Genomic DNA, 15,390 nt, shown 5'->3' with positions numbered 1-15,390 from the left:
TCAAGGGCTTTGGAAATGATTCCAGAGCCCTTTTTCTTCGTGTTTTTTACGCATTCAGCTTCTGCCCCACGGCGCCGCCCGGATGGATGAGCGCAAACTGTTCCAGTTTGTAGTCCGTCTCCTCCATGATCGCCACCTGCAGCGCGTCGAACAGTGCCACCAGTGCGATTACGCTCGACGTTGCCATGATGTCGTAACGGTCGCTTTCGTGATGCACGTCCATCTTTAAAAACACATCCGCCTGCTTTGCAAGCGGCGAATCCGGGTTTTGCGTCACTCCAATGAGCTTTGCTCCCTTCTTTTTGCACACGTCGATCAGCGGCAGCAGCTCTGCCGTTTTTCCTCCCTTGGAGACCACCACCATTGCGTCTCCCTTCTGCACCACTCCCATGCCGCCGTGCATTCCCTCCGCGGGCGAGAGGAACACGCCGTTGCGCTCGATACACGAAAGCGAATGCGCGAACTTCTTCGCGGCAACGCCCGTACCGCCGCTGCCTGACGTTACGATTTTATTTGCCTTGCTGAGGATATCCACCGCCTGCGCAAACTCCGCCGTTTTTACGATTTCAGCAACACGCGCCACTTCTGCGGCTTCGATCTCTACAGATTTCAGTGCAAATTCCAAACCTTTGTCCTTCATTTCAATTTTACTCCTTTTGTTTTTCTTTCTTTTCAGTTTAATATATTGTTTTTATAAAATCAATCATAAGTTATTCGAAATATTTTTATTGACGTTTTCGAAAGTGTATGTTATGCTGCAACTATACAGGAAAACATTCGATGCATTGAATACACTTTTGTAAATTATCTCACTAAAACAAAATGGAGGTCTCAGTATGTATAAGGATTTCTCTATTAAACCGCCGTTTTTTGAAATTGGCCCGAAAGCGTATCTATATGGCAGGGATGTTTTGGAGCTTGCGCTCGCAGCCGAGCGAGCCTGCGAAAAATATGACGTCCAAATCATATTCACACCGCAATACACCGATATCCCTTTACTTTCGAATGAAACCAAAAGACTACTGGTTTTTGCCCAGCATATGGATGCGTTATGCGTTGGACGCGGCCTTGGCTCCGTACTTCCGGAAGCTGTAAAAGCAGCCGGTGCAAAAGGCGTTATGTTAAACCATGCAGAACATCCCCTTGGCCTTTCTGTGTTGAACCAGACCATCAAACGTGCCGATGAGATTGGACTTGCCACTATCGTATGCGCCGATTCCCTTGAAGACGCGAGCGCAATCGCTCATTTTGCGCCAAATATCATTGTCGCAGAGCCGACGGAGCTGATTGGTACAGGCAAAACAAGCGGACTGGACTACGTCCTTTCTACCACGAAAGCAATCAAAGACGTTAACCCTGATATCCACGTCCTGCAGGGCGCAGGCATCAGTACGCCGCAGGATGTATATGATGTAATTTACGCAGGGGCAGAGGCCACCGGCTGCACAAGCGGCATTGTGAAGGCGGACGATCCAATCGGTATGGTGGATGAAATGATCCATGCCCTGCGCGACGCATGGGATGCGCGGCACAAAGCATTCTGAAAACAGCCAGATATTCAGCTGCGCGACGCGCAGCCCACAAATAACAAGAACAAAGGAGAGTAACAAAATGAAAACTTATCGCGAAACAATCGACGTACAATCGAACGGCCTGAACCCAACATTCCACGACATTACGGCCGAGGTGAAAAAGATATTCGAAAACTCCGGCATTCAAAACGGGATTTGCGTTGTCTATTCCCACCACACAACCTGTTCTGTCATGACGCAGGAATGCTCGCACGACAAAACCTATTTTGGACATGAATTCCTGCAGCAGGATTTGTGCAACATTATGGAAAAACTGATTCCTACCTGCCGCTATGAAGGACAATATATGCACCCGGGCCCCAAGCACATCGAATTTGCAATGGGCCTTGGAACAGAGGAAGGAGAATGGACTAGCCTCAATACGGAGGCGCATCTTCGTTCCGTTTTCTTTGGACGCTCAGAAACGATCGTCGCCTGCGACGGCGAGCTTGATTTGGGCGATTTCGGTTATGTCTATTTCATTGACTGGGATCAGGTACGCGCCCGTAAGAGAACCGTGGACGTTCAGATTATTGGTGAATAAAAAATTGCGCTAAAAAAACACCTTGCCCCGGGGCAAGGTGTTTTTGTTATATCATGTGTGTCTTGTTGTCTCTCAAATCAGTTTTATTTTCACAATTCTTTATCCAGCCATAAAAAGATATTCCCAAATAATTTCCTGTAGTAAGGCCAGCTTAAAAACTCCTCCGACCCCCAATGGAACGTACAGTCTGACGTAAATACAAAGCTCCTGCCTTTTCCAAATTCCATTGCCGCCATAAACGTATCCCCGTTGATCGTCGCAATTTCATCCGCAGTTTCTTTTGCCCTTACCTTATTATACCCCAAAAAATAAGGCCATTTTTTATCGTCTATCCCTTCCAGCACCGGATGGCCGGGCAAGGTAATTTCCGGCCTTATGCCCTCCGGGTGTTCCATTCTGTCGTCATAATGAAGTATTTCCACCGGTAATACTTCCGCCAACGGCGTCATCGCATAGCGGGCTTTGTTCCCGATTCCCGCAAAGCTCAGGTAACCGCCTATCATAACGAGTCCCCCGCCATTCATTACGTATTCTTTGCAGGCCAGCAGACGGTTCCCTTTCCGTTTTCCCTGAAGCTGCATAACCGGATCGAGCATCAGGGTGTTGCTTCCAATGTCGCTCAGGGCGATCGCATCATATTCGCCTAACTGTTCTGCCGTTTCCGGAAAACTGTACTGTGCAATGTGGCTGGGCATATATTCCACTTCAATTCCAGCTTCGTCAAGCGCGTCCAGTACCGGCCCGGCAGTGGTTTGCTCCAGCCTTCCCAGGTCAACGCTGTCAAAGCCTTTGATATGCGTCTCCTGGACGGTCCATGATTCCCCAACAAATAATATTTTCATATCCTATATTCCTTTCATGTCCGATCCAACTTTATAATACGCCTTTTAAAAAACAGGCTGCTTCTTTAATATCCCGGTCCAGCTTATCGTTATCGGCATGACCGGAAAGATCCCTCCACAGCTTAATATCCGAGCCGACCGTGCCTCCCGGCCTCACAAAAGGTTCCATAACGATATAGCCCTGGTAGCCGATATCATGTAACGCGCGGCCAATTTCCTTCCACGGCATACTGCCCTTCCCCGGCACCCTCCGGTTCGCTTCACCAGCATGGAAATGCGCCAAATGATTTCCCGCCTTCCGGATCGCGTCCGGAAGATTATCTTCCTCGACATTCATATGGAACGTATCCAGCAAAAGCTTTACGTTGTGCCTATTTACCTCTTCCACGTACCGTACCGCCTCGTTTGTATCGTTTACCAGATATTGTTCAAAGCGGTTCAAAGCTTCCACGGCGATTACAATACCGTATTGCACAGCATAATCTGCGAGTTCCTTCACGCTTTGGATGGATATTTCCCACTCCTTCCGCTTTTCCACAGGTTTTGAATAGTCCGCCGGCCAATAGGAATGAACCGTTCCTCCGATTAATTTTGCGTCCAGTTTTCCCATCGCGTCAAATAACCGCTTCATATAATCCATTCCAGCTGTGCGAACCCTTTTATCCGGTGAAGAAGTACTGAATTCCTGCGGAAGGCCGATCCCGCAGGTAATGACGATATCGTTTTCTTCCGCCTTTTCCCTGAGCGCGGTAATCTCGTCGTCTTCCATATTCATGAGTCCCCCGCCGGAAATTTCGAGCACATCCAATCCCAACCTTTTATATTTCTCCACATAAGGCAGGAATGCTACATCCCATTCCTGTTCCCAATATGCAAAATACGCGCCTATTTTCATAAGGTCACCTCCTATCCTCCCACGAGGATCAGTGTTTGCCAAAATGCTCCAACAGGCCGCGCGTCATTTTCTCGCGATCGAGCTTCAACCCTTCTGCCGCCAGCAACGCTGCGCCGATAACGCCCATGTCCTTGTCCTGATTGGAAAAAATCAATTTCAGATTCCCTGCCGGAAGCGGCTTCCTGGTGTTGTCCCATATAAACTGCTTCAGCATATCTTTTGGAAACCCCGGCATATCCACAACGCCGCCGCCAATGACCACGCAGTCCGGATCAAAAATATTTATTTCCGTGGCAATGGGAAGCGCGCATGCCTCTACAAATTCTATGAGTCGCTGCTGCGTCCCATGCTCTACAAAAATATCGCCAATAAAGGTTTCCGGGTAGTATTTTTCCTGTATCCTTTTAAGCGCGGTTCCCGAAGCATAGCACTCCGCACAACCTCTTTTTCCGCAACCGCAAATAAGGTCTTTCTTATAGAATGGGATATGTCCGATCTCATTTGCGGCGCCGTTTTTTCCTGAGAGATATCGGCCCATAATGCGGATCGCCCCGCCAAAGCCGGTGCCAATATAGCAACCGACCACGATTTCCTCATCTACGAGCCCGTTCATCAGGATGTCAAACGCCAAAAGGTTATCCACATCCTTATTCAGGATCACCCGTGTTCCCATAAGCTTTTCCAAATCGTCCGCAAGATTCAGTCCGTCCAGCAAATGGGTCCCTTTCGCATCCTGCAGGTTTGGTACAGAAATTATACTGCGCCTGCCCTTGCTGACCGAACCCGGAATCCCCACCGATATGCACGCCGGCGTAACGCCGGTTTCCTTTCTATACTTCGTGATGTACCCGGCAAGCGTTTTCTGGACGCATTCACCCCTTGTCAAAAAGCTGCTTGGCGTAATTTTTACGTTTGCCACTCTTCCGCTTGTAGAAACGCAGCCTATCCTGAAATTTGTCCCGCCGATGTCGATCCCGACAATCCATCTTTCCTCTTCCATACGCTATCCGATCGCTTTCGCAATATCGCGTTCCATAATCTCCCATGCTTTTACAAGGTCAGGGTCGTTTCCAAACAGTCCGGACGAACCCACTACGAATATCTCGGCGCCCGCGTCATACATTTTTTTGTATGTCGTTTTATTGCACGATCCGTCCACCTGAATTTCATAAGCATAGCCTTTTTCCTGCTTCAGGCGTTTTGCCTGCCTCATTTTTTCAAGTGATTCCCCTATAAACCGCTGCCCTGCAAAGCCGGGGTCTACTGTCATAAACGTAATCACGTCCAGCAAATGGATGTAAGGGAATACCACTTCGAGCGCCATGCCCGGATTGATATAAGCGCCCGCCCGCGCGCCCTTTGATTTGATATGGTCGATCAGGCGAAATGCCTTGCGTTCCACGACGTCCGGGGCGAGCGTGACTATCCCCGCGCCCGAATCAATGCAGAGATCCACGAGGTCTACGTCCGTATTATCCACCATCAGGTGCGCGTCCATCGGGACATCCGTGATCTCTTTCAACTGCTCCATAAAGCAGGGAGCCAGACATAGGTTCTTCACGTAATGCCAGTCCAGAATATCGATGTGCAGGTAATCCGCCCGGTTTAAAACCTTCATTTGCTCCTGCACATTCATCATATCCATACACATCAATGAAGGAGAGATTTTTACTTTCATGTTTATTTCCTCTTTCTGAGCAACAGGGTATCAAGCGTTACGGCTGCAATGATCAGGATTCCCATTACCACCTGCTGGTAGAACGAATCCACGCGCATCATATTCAGGCCGTTGTTAATCAGGCCTATAATCAAGCCGCCAACCACGACGCTCCAGACATTTCCTTTCCCGCCGAAAAAGCTTGTGCCGCCGATTACAGCCGCAGCAATGGCAAAAGTTTCGTATCCGCTGCCCGCAAGCGGTTCTGCCGCTCCCGTCTTCGCCGTTATAATCAGGCCCGCGAGCCCCGCGCAGATGCCGGAAATCATAAACACGATCAGCGTGTGCAACTTGATATTGATCCCCGAATACCATGCCGCCTCTTTATTTCCGCCAAAGGCATAGATGTTCCTGCCCATCTTCGTATGCGCCGCAATAAACCACAGGATCGCGGCTACTCCTATAGCAATAAAAATTGCCATGGGAATCTGTCCTCCCACGCGGTAATTTACTACTTCTTTAAAGCTTTCCGGGAACCCGGACACAGACCGCGCGCCGGATATAACCATAATAATCCCACGGAAAATCCATTGTGTGCCAAGCGTAATAATAAACGGATGTACGCCCGTAAGGTTTACAAGGCTTCCATTGATCGCGCCAAGCAACGCTCCGCCGAGCACCGCGCCAATCAGGATCGCCGACCACACCGGCATACCAGCCTTCATCATAAGGCCCATCCATATCCCGCACAATGCCATTACCGAACCGATCGAAAGATCGATCCCCGCGATCAATATCGCAAAAAACACGCCCAGGCCAATTAGTATTTTATCCGTGCTTTGATAGACAATGTTGATCAGGTTCGCCGGCGACAGGAAGTTGCTTCCCTTTGGCGCGATGATGGCAATTACCACCATAAGCATAAAAAATATGATCAACGTCCCAAAGCGCGCCCAATAATATGCAAAATCCTTTTTTGCCGTAAGGCTCTCCGCTTTTCGACTGAAACTATTCATTGTAATCTCCTCCTTAGGTAGCAGCAAGTATTATTTTTTCTTCGGTCGCCTCTTCGCTGCTGAATTCCGCCTTGATCTCCCCCTCGTTAAAAACGAGGATCCTGTCGCACACAGCCAAAAGCTCAGGAAGCTCGGAAGACACCATAAGTACTCCTTTTCCTTCGTCGGCAAGCTGGCGCATGATCTTGTAAATTTCGCTCTTTGCCCCTACGTCGATCCCGCGGGTCGGTTCGTCAAAAATCAACAACTCCGCATTCGCCGCAAGCCACTTTGCAACGATAACCTTTTGCTGGTTGCCGCCAGACAGCTCGGTAATATTCTGATAGACCGACGTGCACTTTACATTGAGCTTTTCCGCCGCCGAGCGCGCCTCCTCCTGCTCCCGCCTTGCATTCGAAAGGCCATAAATCCCGCCCCATTTCGAACTTTTGAGCGACTGCTCCATCGCAATGTTTTTCCATATTTCAAAATTATCAAAAAATCCCGTTTCACGCCTGTTTTCGGTTAGATACGCAATTCCTTCCTTCACCGCGTCGTACGTGCGCCTGATCTCAAGCTTTTTCCCATTGAGGGAAACGTCTCCCGTTTCCTTTTTTTCAACGCCAAACAGCACATTCATAAGCTCCGTGCGGCCAGATCCCACCAGCCCCGCAAATCCAAGTATTTCATATTTGCGCAGATGAAAACTCACATCGTTTACTTTTTTATCCTGCCGCGAGATGTGTTCCGCCTGGAAGATGACCTGTCCGTGCGCGTCCGTCTTTTTTTGTCCGCTTAAATACTTGTCCTTGAGTTCGCGCCCCACCATCATCGTAACGATTTCTTCTTTGCTGGTGATATCCGCAACATTCTTCGTTCCCACATATTTTCCGTCTTTGAGAACCGTGATTCGGTTGCCGATTTGTTTTACTTCATCAATTTTATGTGAAATGTAAATAATTCCGACTCCCTTCTCCTGAAGGGAACGTATGATCTTGAACAGGTTTTGTGTTTCGTCGATCGTCAGCGATGAGGTCGGTTCGTCCATAATCAGTATTTTTGTGTTGAGTACCAGCGCTTTTGCGATCTCTACCAGCTGTTTCTCAGAAATCGGCAGGTCTTCCACCATCGTTCCCGGAGAACGCCTAAGCCCAACGAGCTCCATCATTTCTTTTGCTTTTTTGTTGATATACTTAAAATCGACCACCGGCACCCCCAGAAGCCTGCGCTGCGGCAGTCTTCCTACAAACAGGTTTTCCGCGATAGACAATTCATCGATCACGCTCAGCTCCTGATAAATGATGCTGATCCCGCTTTCCTGTGAAATTCCGGGCGTAAGATGCTGGTATGTTTTGCCATGCAGCCTAATTTGTCCGCTTGTGGGCGTATAGATCCCGCTGAGTATTTTCATCAGCGTCGATTTGCCCGCGCCGTTTTCCCCCATCAGGACGTGTACCTCGCCCGGATAAAGATCAAGGCTCATATTGTCCAGGGCGACGACTCCCGGAAATTTCTTGGTAATATGTTCCATTTCTACCAGTTTTTCCATTTTTGCCTCCCGTCTGTCCTGAGAATTGGCCCCCTTCCAGAGTCCTGTAAAAGGGGGCGCATCATTCTCCGGTTACTTTATTTCAGATTGTCTTTCGTGTATAAAATGGAATCAATATAGGTCGGTTCCGGAGCCTGTCCTTTTGTTCCCGCATTTCCGTCCCTGACTGACTGCAGCAATTTTTCAAAAGCCGTCTTTCCGATCATCGCCGGGTCCTGCGCTACCGTGGCGGCCATTTTGCCCGCCCTGATCGAATCGTACGCCTCATCCAGGCCGTCCGTGCCGACTACGATACATTTTCCTTCCAGGCCGGAATTTTCAACCGCTTCCTGTACGCCAAGCGCCATGGTATCGTTACAGCAGTAGAAGCCTTTCAGGTCCGGATTCTGGCTGAGGATATTGGTCGCGACGTCAAGCGCCCTGTTCCTGTCCCAATCCGCCGGCTGGCTGTCCACAAGCTCGATTCCTTCCGCCGATTCAAATGCCTCCGTCGCTCCCGCTTTGCGGTCTTCACCAGCTGCCGAACCTGCTTTTCCTTCAATAATCGCAACCTTTCCACCGTCCGCGCCGATTTGGTCAATGATGTATTGTGCGCCTTTCTTCCCTACATCCTTATTATCCGTTGTAATAAAAGCCGCCAGATAACCGCCAGACGCTTCAAGGCCTGCTTCGTCGATCGGCTCGTCAAGGTCTACAACCGGGATTCCCTTTTCCGATGCTGCCGCAATCCCTTCCACCAGGTTCGTCGCGGAAATCGGTCCTACGCCTACGCCGTCGTAATCGCTGTTAACAGCCGTCATCAGCTTATCAAGCTGCGGCGTGGCTTCATCCTCAGAATTCATCGCGTCAACAAAAACGGTTACACCCTGCGCTTCCGCTTCCGCCTTAATCGCATCCGCAATCGCTACATGGAAGGGATTCGAAAAGGTTTTCAGTATAAAATAGAGACTGACGTCCTCTGCGTTGCCGTCCGCCGTTCCTGTGCTCTGCGCCGCAGATTCACTTGCGCCAGCTGATGCTTCAATCGTCTGCGTTGGTTCCGTGTTTGTCTCCTGCTGCGCCGGCTGCCCACAAGCCATAAGCATCGTAGCGCACAGTATGATCACCACCGTCAATGCAACCATCGTTTTTACTTTTTTCATTTGTTTCCTCCTAATAACTAATATATTTTTTCCCTTGGGAAAACCAAATTCATATTTCCTGCTCCAACGAACAGATCATATCCACCCGCCGCTGGTGCCGACCTCCTTCATATTCCGTACCGAGCCATTCATCCACAATCATTTTTGCCGCGTCAGGCCCTACCACGCGCGCGCCCAACGCCAGCATATTGGTATCATTGTGCTTCCTGCTCATCCTCGCGGAATATGCTTCGCTGCATATAACGCAACGTATTCCTCTTATTTTGTTTGCCGCGATTCCCATCCCGACGCCGGAACCGCAGATCAAGATCCCACGTTCACATTCCCCGTTTTTTACTGCCAGGGCAACCTTTTCTGCGTAGATTGGATAATCAGTACGTTCGGGGGTATGCGTCCCATAATCCTTCACCAAAAATCCACACTTTTCCAAATGTTCCTTTATGATTCCTTTTAATTCCAAGGCCGTATGGTCGCTTCCAATTCCTATCATCAAAACTTTCTCCCTCCTAACTATATATCGATGCGTTAGGTAAACGATTACTCATTTTTAAAAATTGTTTTACTATTTTTGAACTGTCACATTATTTTTTTTTAAATTTATTGGTTTCTGTTTTTTTTCTGTAAAATTCAACTGCTTTTTACATTTTGAAACTGGCCTGTTTACTTTTGGTATTGCTTATTGATGATTGAAATGATTAAACTTTAAATTTATTAGGTAAACGATTACTCATCGATGCTATAAATATACTACTTTTCATTTTGCTTGTCAACAATTTTATTTTAACATTTCGTAGTTTCCCTGCGAACAAGCTTTACGGGAAGCCTGTAACGTTTCTCCACCTTATCGTCTGCCTGCAAAAGGCGCAGCATCACATTTGCCGCCATTTCGCCCATTTCTTCCATAGGCTGGTGGATCGTGGTAATGGAAGGGGTATTATGCCCGGCGGCCGTTACATCGTCAAATCCGACTACCCTTACGCCGCGCGGCGCGCTGATCCCCCTGTTGGAAAGCGCCCGTATCGCACCAAGCGCACTGATATCAGTATAACAAAAAATCCCGTCAAAGCTTTTCCCCTCGTCGAGTATCTGGTTAACGATATCGTAAGAATCCTTGAACGTAAGGTTTTGAGCATAGTAAATGTTTTCATCGCTCTGCATTCCATGAGCGGAAAGCTCGTCTTTTACCCCGCGCAGGCGCTCTTTTTTAGGCGAAATTTCCCGCTTCTCGAAAATAGAGATGATCCGTTTACATCCGCTGTTCACAAGCTCCCTGATTGCCATCCTGCCGCCTTCATAGTTATCCGACTGTATCAGGTAAAACTGGTCGCTTGTGTCTTCCTCGAGCGCCGCCGGCATCCTGTCCACATAAACCCTCGGAATCTGCCTGTATAAATCACCTTCGTACACGTGCTCAGAGCAGACAAAAATGACCCCGCTGATGTGGTTTGCACGCATCAGTTCCAAATGCCGCTCCTCCAACGCCTTTTTTTCATTTGTATTACAGATAAAAGCGGAATAAGACTGCTTAAACAATGCTGTCTGCGCCGCCAGCGTAATACGCGAAAAAAACTCGTTGGTAATATCCGGCACGATAATACCGATCGTCGGTATCTGGTTTGTACGCAGCCCCTTGGCAATCATATTCGGCACATAATTATACTGCCGGATCGCCCGCTTGATCTTATTTTCGGTTTCCTTGGAGTATCGTCCCACATTGTTGATGACGCGTGAAACGGTCGCAACAGAATAACCTGTGATTTCGGACAGTTTTTTTATGGAGATTTTCTCGCCATTCTCGCCCATTTTTTTCCCGCTTTCTGAATTTTCAGCCATAATGACATTTTAATTTTTTTTACTTCCTTTGTCAACGACACAAGGCGTTTTCACCCCCCCCAGCTGCGTACTGAGGCCCATGTCGTCAAAAAATTTTTTCATCTCCCAAAGCTCGTTTTTATCCATGGAAGGATACCCTTCATACGCATATTCCCTGCCCATATCCCGGTATTTTCCCAAACCGAACTGGTGGAAAGGCAGCAAGTGCGCCTTTTTGACGCCAAGCTCCCGGAAAAGCCTTCCATATGCAGCCCAATCCTCTTTTGTATCGTTAAGCCCGGGGATCACAGGGATGCGCGCTACCACATCCTTCCCCTGCCGGAGCGCATACTGCAGGTTCTCCAAAATCAGGATGTTATCCTTCCCTGTCATGGTGAGATGCTTTTGAGTGTCGGGATGCTTTACATCAAAATACAGCAGGTCGATATACGGCAGCGCTTCCCTGAAAAACGCGCTATACCCAGAGGTTTCCACCACAACGTGGATTCCTTCCTTTTTGAGCTCCCCGAGCAGTGCCATTACAAACTCCCGCTGCATCAGTGGTTCCCCGCCCGATAGCGTCACACCTCCGCCTGATTTGTCGTAAAACGGCTTATCCTTGCGGACTTCCCGCATCACTTCTTCCACCGTATATTCCCGGCCCTCCACGAACAGCGCGTGCGCAGGGCATACCTGCACGCAGTCCATACACCGCGTGCATAATTGCCGGTCGATCCGCACTTTCTCAGTTCCTATTGATAACGCGCCGCTTCCGCAGGCCGCAATACACCTGCCGCACAAAATACATTTAGTCCCATCGTATGCAAGCTCCACCGCCCGCTCCTGCGACTCTGGATTTGCGCACCATTTGCAGCGCAGCGGGCATCCCTTCAGGAAAACGGTAGTCCTGATTCCGGGGCCGTCATGAATGCTGTATCGTTGAATATTGTAAACCAGCCCCTTTTTTTCCTGTTCCACCTAAAGCGTATGCTCCGTTCTTTCAATAATATCATCCTGCGTCTCCCTTGAGAGCACGTTGAAAAACGCGCTGTACCCGGCCACGCGTACAATAAGGTCCCTGTGTTTCTCCGGATGCTCCTGCGCATCGAGCAGGGTATCCTTCGATACGACATTATATTGTACATGGAATCCTTTCAGCGTATCAAAAAAGGTGCGGAGCATCAGGATCAGCTTTTTGATATCGCGCTCCTCTTCCAGGGATTTCGGATTTAACTTTTGATTCAGCAGTACTCCGCCCGTAAGCTTAATCGTCGGAAGCTTGGAGATGGATTTAAACACCGCCGTCGGGCCGTTTACATCCGTCGAATGCGTAGGAGAGCATCCTTCCGCAAGGGGTTCCCCCGCTTTCCTTCCATCCGGCGTAGCGCACACGATTTTGCCTTGCGGAACATTGGCGGAAATGGAAGACGTCCCCGCGTAGTATCCGCCGCCGATCGGCCCCCTTCCATAGCGGGTATTTTTATACTTTGCTATCTCGTCAATATATACCTCATAAGCATCCGCCGTCAGCTGGTCAACATAATCGTCGTCATTTCCAAATTTTGGCGCGTCATAAAGGAGCATCTTCCGGATCCGTTCTCCTTCTTCCCCGGCAAAATCGCTGAGCAGGGCCATCCAAAGCTCCTGAGGCGTTATCTTTTTCTCTTCAAATACCAGTTTTTTGATTGCCGCCAGCGAATCGCCAATATTTGCGATCCCAACCTGCAACGGCCCGATGAAATCGTAAACCGCGCCGCCCTCTTTGAGCGTCAGTCCCCTTTTGATGCAATCCTGTACCAGCGAAGAGCAAAGCAGGTCCGGCACCTCTTCTTCCAGCGCAAGATCTGCACAGTTATCAAGGATCACGCTATACCTGGTATAATACTTTACCGCTTTTCTCCATGCCTCCCAGACCTCGTCAAAGCTTTTCATGTCCGGGAAATATCCGCCGCCGTCATACACCTTTTCCCCCGTAGTGACATCCACGCCATTGTTAAGGGTGATCATCAATATTTTAGGGAAGTTCATAAAGTTCATCCCAGACGTCCGGTACCCGAATTTTCCGGGAATGGATACCTCGATACAGCCGATCGAGCAGTAATTATATGCGTCCTCTTTTGCCACGCCCCGTTTGATATACGAATCGATAATGATTTCATCATTATTGAAAGAGGGCATGCCAAAACCCATTTTGATCATCTGCACACAATCGTACATGAATTTGTCGGATATCCCTTTGTGATACCTGACGGATAAATTGGGCTGCGTCAGGTGCAGCTGCGCGACGCTCTTTAAAACAAGGAAAGATAACTGGTTAACCGCGTCCTTTCCATCCTGCGTCTGTCCGCCGATACACACATTCTGGTAAAGCGGGCTTCCTGCCGAAAACTTGGTATGCGCGTCGCTCCTGATCTTATTGATCGTAAAAGTTTTCAGCCAAAGATTTTCCAGCAGCTCCAGCGCTCCCTCCTCCGTCAACGTTCCTTCTTCCATTTCCCGTTGAAAATAAGGATACATGAACTGGTCAAACCTGCCGAAAGAAAGGGAATGCCCGCTCGACTCGATCTGCAGGATCAAGTGCGCGAACCACAGGGACTGTACTGCTTCGCGGAATGTCCGCGCAGGATATTGCGGCACCCGCCTGCAGACCTCCGCAATTTCCAGCAATTCCTGTTTGCGCACCGTATCCCGTTCCTGTCCCGCCATTTCTTCGGCAAGCTGCGCATACCTGTTTGCAAAAGCAATGCACGCATCGATCATGATAATGACCGCTTCATAAAAATATTCTTTTTTCATTTGGGAAAAATCGCTCATGTCCACTTTTTTCTTCGCGGCAAACGCCTCTTCCCGGATTCCCTGCAGTCCGCACCGCAGGAGCTTTTCATAATCCACCGCCAGATGCGCGTCCCCCGCAGTGAGGTTTCCCTCCACCTTGATAATACCAATGTCATAATATTTCCTTGCGAGCGGGGGCATCAGGGCAAGCCCTTTATCTTTTACTGTAATTCCTTCCCAAAAAGGAGCGATCTCCCGTATTTTTTTCTTGTTTGCTTCCGTAATAGTGAACCGGTCCCCGTTCCGTTTTTCCCATAGGTCCAGTTCTTCCACGACCCAGTCCATTGCGTATTCCGGGAAGATCGGCGCCGCCCGATTCGCACTTGCCTGATTCCCGACAATAAGCCCCTCCTTCTCAATATAGATCGTCATATTCCTGAGCACATGGTCGAGCGCAAGCGCACGTTTCAGGACCGGCCTTTTTTCCTTGTTTGCCTGGTAAGCCTGTGTCGTAAGCACCGCTCGCTCTGCGCATACGGTTGGCTGTGTATCCATGATATCCTCGCGCATCCGTGTGATTCTTCCGTTTGGTTTTCCAAAATATTCCATTCTGCACCTCCATTTATCGTATCAAGCAACCGATCAGTACAGGAGCTCTGCCGCTCCAATAATTCCAACGTCCTGTTTCAGTTCCGCTATCTTCAAAAATACTTTCTGGTCCTTCTGGTGGTTATACCGTTCAAAGGTACGGTGTATCCGTTCAATGAGCGGCTGGCCAATATTCATCATGCCTCCTCCGTAAACATAGCAGTTCAGGTTGAGCCCGATAAAAAAATTGTAGGTATACACTCCCATATAGTATCCGATTTGATCTATCATTTCTGTTGCCAGCGCGTCGCCCATGGCAAACGCTTCATTGATATGAACAGCAGTCAACTGATCGAGGTCCCCGTCCACCATGCCGGGAAGTACCGATTCCCGTCCGTTTAAAATCGCGGCCTTTGCGTGCTTCACGATCATCGATCCAGAGGCGTTACTCATAAAGCAACCCCTGTTTTCACAACCGCACATCACTCCCGCATCCGGTGTGATCAGCATATGCCCTGATTCGCCCGCGCCCCCATAAGCGCCCCTGTAGATCTTTCCATTCAGTATAAAACCGCTGCCGATTCCCGTGCTGACCGCTGTATACAGCATATGGTCGTAGCCGCGTCCCGCACCGTATCTGTGTTCTGCGATAGCCGCGATATTGGTATCGTTATCCACAACGATCCTGACTCCCGGGAAACGCTTTTCAAACGCTTTCCTTGCCCGAAAATGATGCAAGTTTGGCATATTGCTGGTAAATACCACTTCGCCTTTGTCAAAGTTTACATACGACGGAAATCCCATTGCGATTCCACTGAGATCGCTTATTTTAAGCCGTTGACCGTCCAAAATATGGATCACGTCCCCGACAATTTGTTCTTCAAATTCCTTTGGCGTCGCGAGTGCGTTTGTTTTTGTTTGATTACGGTAAACGATTACTCTGTTGTTATCAAAAATTCCGTAGGCGATTTTTGTGCCGCCAATATCGATTCCAATCCTATATTTCATACTTTTCACCTG

The 15,390-nt window shown here is 49.0% G+C and carries 15 protein-coding genes; 2 read left to right on the top strand and 13 right to left on the bottom strand.

Features of this window, described 5'->3' with window-relative positions; translation table 11 throughout:
• Nucleotides 1-46: 46 nt before the first annotated feature.
• Nucleotides 47-640 carry a KpsF/GutQ family sugar-phosphate isomerase gene (locus CHK_RS14325; protein WP_046444757.1) on the bottom strand — a complete coding sequence of 198 codons (594 nt, stop codon included), beginning with the start codon at nucleotides 638-640 and terminating at the stop codon, nucleotides 47-49.
• A gap of 196 nt (nucleotides 641-836) precedes the next feature.
• Here CHK_RS14325 and CHK_RS14320 point away from each other — a divergent pair, with 196 nt between their 5' ends.
• The gene (locus CHK_RS14320) at nucleotides 837-1,544 is read left to right on the top strand and encodes a triose-phosphate isomerase (RefSeq protein ID WP_046444756.1); all 708 of its coding nucleotides are present in this window, start codon (nucleotides 837-839) and stop codon (nucleotides 1,542-1,544) included.
• Between the two features lie 67 nt (nucleotides 1,545-1,611).
• Nucleotides 1,612-2,115 carry a YjbQ family protein gene (locus CHK_RS14315; RefSeq protein WP_046444755.1) on the top strand — a complete coding sequence of 168 codons (504 nt, stop codon included), beginning with the start codon at nucleotides 1,612-1,614 and terminating at the stop codon, nucleotides 2,113-2,115.
• 89 nt (nucleotides 2,116-2,204) lie between these two features.
• Here CHK_RS14315 and CHK_RS14310 read toward each other — a convergent pair whose 3' ends face one another.
• The 12 genes from CHK_RS14310 to CHK_RS14255 form a co-directional block, all read right to left on the bottom strand.
• Nucleotides 2,205-2,957 carry a glutamine amidotransferase gene (locus CHK_RS14310; RefSeq protein ID WP_046444754.1) on the bottom strand — a complete coding sequence of 251 codons (753 nt, stop codon included), beginning with the start codon at nucleotides 2,955-2,957 and terminating at the stop codon, nucleotides 2,205-2,207.
• A 31-nt stretch (nucleotides 2,958-2,988) separates the two neighbouring features.
• Nucleotides 2,989-3,852 (bottom strand): D-psicose 3-epimerase, encoded by an 864-nt coding sequence (locus tag CHK_RS14305; RefSeq protein WP_046444753.1) that lies wholly within the window; start codon nucleotides 3,850-3,852, stop codon nucleotides 2,989-2,991.
• Between the two features lie 28 nt (nucleotides 3,853-3,880).
• A complete protein-coding gene (gene alsK / locus CHK_RS14300; protein ID WP_046444752.1) occupies nucleotides 3,881-4,852 on the bottom strand; it encodes an allose kinase in 972 nt (323 codons plus the stop codon).
• A gap of 3 nt (nucleotides 4,853-4,855) precedes the next feature.
• The gene (alsE, locus tag CHK_RS14295; RefSeq protein ID WP_046444751.1) at nucleotides 4,856-5,530 is read right to left on the bottom strand and encodes a D-allulose 6-phosphate 3-epimerase; all 675 of its coding nucleotides are present in this window, start codon (nucleotides 5,528-5,530) and stop codon (nucleotides 4,856-4,858) included.
• Nucleotides 5,531-5,532: 2 nt separating this feature from the next.
• Nucleotides 5,533-6,525, bottom strand: coding sequence for a D-allose ABC transporter permease (alsC, locus tag CHK_RS14290; RefSeq protein WP_046444750.1), 993 nt, complete (start codon nucleotides 6,523-6,525; stop codon nucleotides 5,533-5,535).
• A gap of 13 nt (nucleotides 6,526-6,538) precedes the next feature.
• Nucleotides 6,539-8,053: a sugar ABC transporter ATP-binding protein gene (locus tag CHK_RS14285; protein ID WP_046444749.1), complete on the bottom strand. Its 1,515-nt coding sequence runs from the start codon at nucleotides 8,051-8,053 to the stop codon at nucleotides 6,539-6,541.
• A gap of 77 nt (nucleotides 8,054-8,130) precedes the next feature.
• A complete protein-coding gene (alsB, locus tag CHK_RS14280; RefSeq protein ID WP_131924785.1) occupies nucleotides 8,131-9,195 on the bottom strand; it encodes a D-allose transporter substrate-binding protein in 1,065 nt (354 codons plus the stop codon).
• A 49-nt stretch (nucleotides 9,196-9,244) separates the two neighbouring features.
• Nucleotides 9,245-9,688, bottom strand: coding sequence for a ribose 5-phosphate isomerase B (gene rpiB / locus CHK_RS14275; protein ID WP_046444748.1), 444 nt, complete (start codon nucleotides 9,686-9,688; stop codon nucleotides 9,245-9,247).
• A gap of 287 nt (nucleotides 9,689-9,975) precedes the next feature.
• A complete protein-coding gene (locus CHK_RS14270; RefSeq protein ID WP_052740624.1) occupies nucleotides 9,976-11,028 on the bottom strand; it encodes a LacI family DNA-binding transcriptional regulator in 1,053 nt (350 codons plus the stop codon).
• Nucleotides 11,029-11,037: 9 nt separating this feature from the next.
• The gene (locus CHK_RS14265; RefSeq protein ID WP_046444747.1) at nucleotides 11,038-11,985 is read right to left on the bottom strand and encodes a glycyl-radical enzyme activating protein; all 948 of its coding nucleotides are present in this window, start codon (nucleotides 11,983-11,985) and stop codon (nucleotides 11,038-11,040) included.
• Nucleotides 11,986-14,391 carry a glycyl radical protein gene (locus CHK_RS14260; protein ID WP_046444746.1) on the bottom strand — a complete coding sequence of 802 codons (2,406 nt, stop codon included), beginning with the start codon at nucleotides 14,389-14,391 and terminating at the stop codon, nucleotides 11,986-11,988.
• Nucleotides 14,392-14,424: 33 nt separating this feature from the next.
• Entirely contained in the window at nucleotides 14,425-15,378 is a 954-nt protein-coding gene (locus tag CHK_RS14255) for an ROK family protein (protein ID WP_046444745.1), read from the bottom strand.
• Nucleotides 15,379-15,390 lie beyond the last annotated feature (12 nt).

This window comes from Christensenella hongkongensis, assembly GCF_000981035.1.
Classification (GTDB): domain Bacteria; phylum Bacillota; class Clostridia; order Christensenellales; family Christensenellaceae; genus Christensenella; species Christensenella hongkongensis.
Note: the sequence above shows the minus strand (reverse complement) of the source record. Positions and strands in the feature narration are given on the sequence as shown.

Bases quoted from the DNA above. Each gene is read 5' to 3' on its own strand.
- CHK_RS14325 (WP_046444757.1), bottom strand. From the start codon at position 640: ATGAAGGACAAAGGTTTGGAATTTGCACTGAAATCTGTAGAGATCGAA.
- CHK_RS14320 (WP_046444756.1), top strand. From the start codon at position 837: ATGTATAAGGATTTCTCTATTAAACCGCCGTTTTTTGAAATTGGCCCG.
- CHK_RS14315 (WP_046444755.1), top strand. From the start codon at position 1,612: ATGAAAACTTATCGCGAAACAATCGACGTACAATCGAACGGCCTGAAC.
- CHK_RS14310 (WP_046444754.1), bottom strand. From the start codon at position 2,957: ATGAAAATATTATTTGTTGGGGAATCATGGACCGTCCAGGAGACGCAT.
- CHK_RS14305 (WP_046444753.1), bottom strand. From the start codon at position 3,852: ATGAAAATAGGCGCGTATTTTGCATATTGGGAACAGGAATGGGATGTA.
- alsK (WP_046444752.1), bottom strand. From the start codon at position 4,852: ATGGAAGAGGAAAGATGGATTGTCGGGATCGACATCGGCGGGACAAAT.
- alsE (WP_046444751.1), bottom strand. From the start codon at position 5,530: ATGAAAGTAAAAATCTCTCCTTCATTGATGTGTATGGATATGATGAAT.
- alsC (WP_046444750.1), bottom strand. From the start codon at position 6,525: ATGAATAGTTTCAGTCGAAAAGCGGAGAGCCTTACGGCAAAAAAGGAT.
- CHK_RS14285 (WP_046444749.1), bottom strand. From the start codon at position 8,053: ATGGAAAAACTGGTAGAAATGGAACATATTACCAAGAAATTTCCGGGA.
- alsB (WP_131924785.1), bottom strand. From the start codon at position 9,195: ATGAAAAAAGTAAAAACGATGGTTGCATTGACGGTGGTGATCATACTG.
- CHK_RS14270 (WP_052740624.1), bottom strand. From the start codon at position 11,028: ATGGCTGAAAATTCAGAAAGCGGGAAAAAAATGGGCGAGAATGGCGAG.
- CHK_RS14260 (WP_046444746.1), bottom strand. From the start codon at position 14,391: ATGGAATATTTTGGAAAACCAAACGGAAGAATCACACGGATGCGCGAG.
- CHK_RS14255 (WP_046444745.1), bottom strand. From the start codon at position 15,378: ATGAAATATAGGATTGGAATCGATATTGGCGGCACAAAAATCGCCTAC.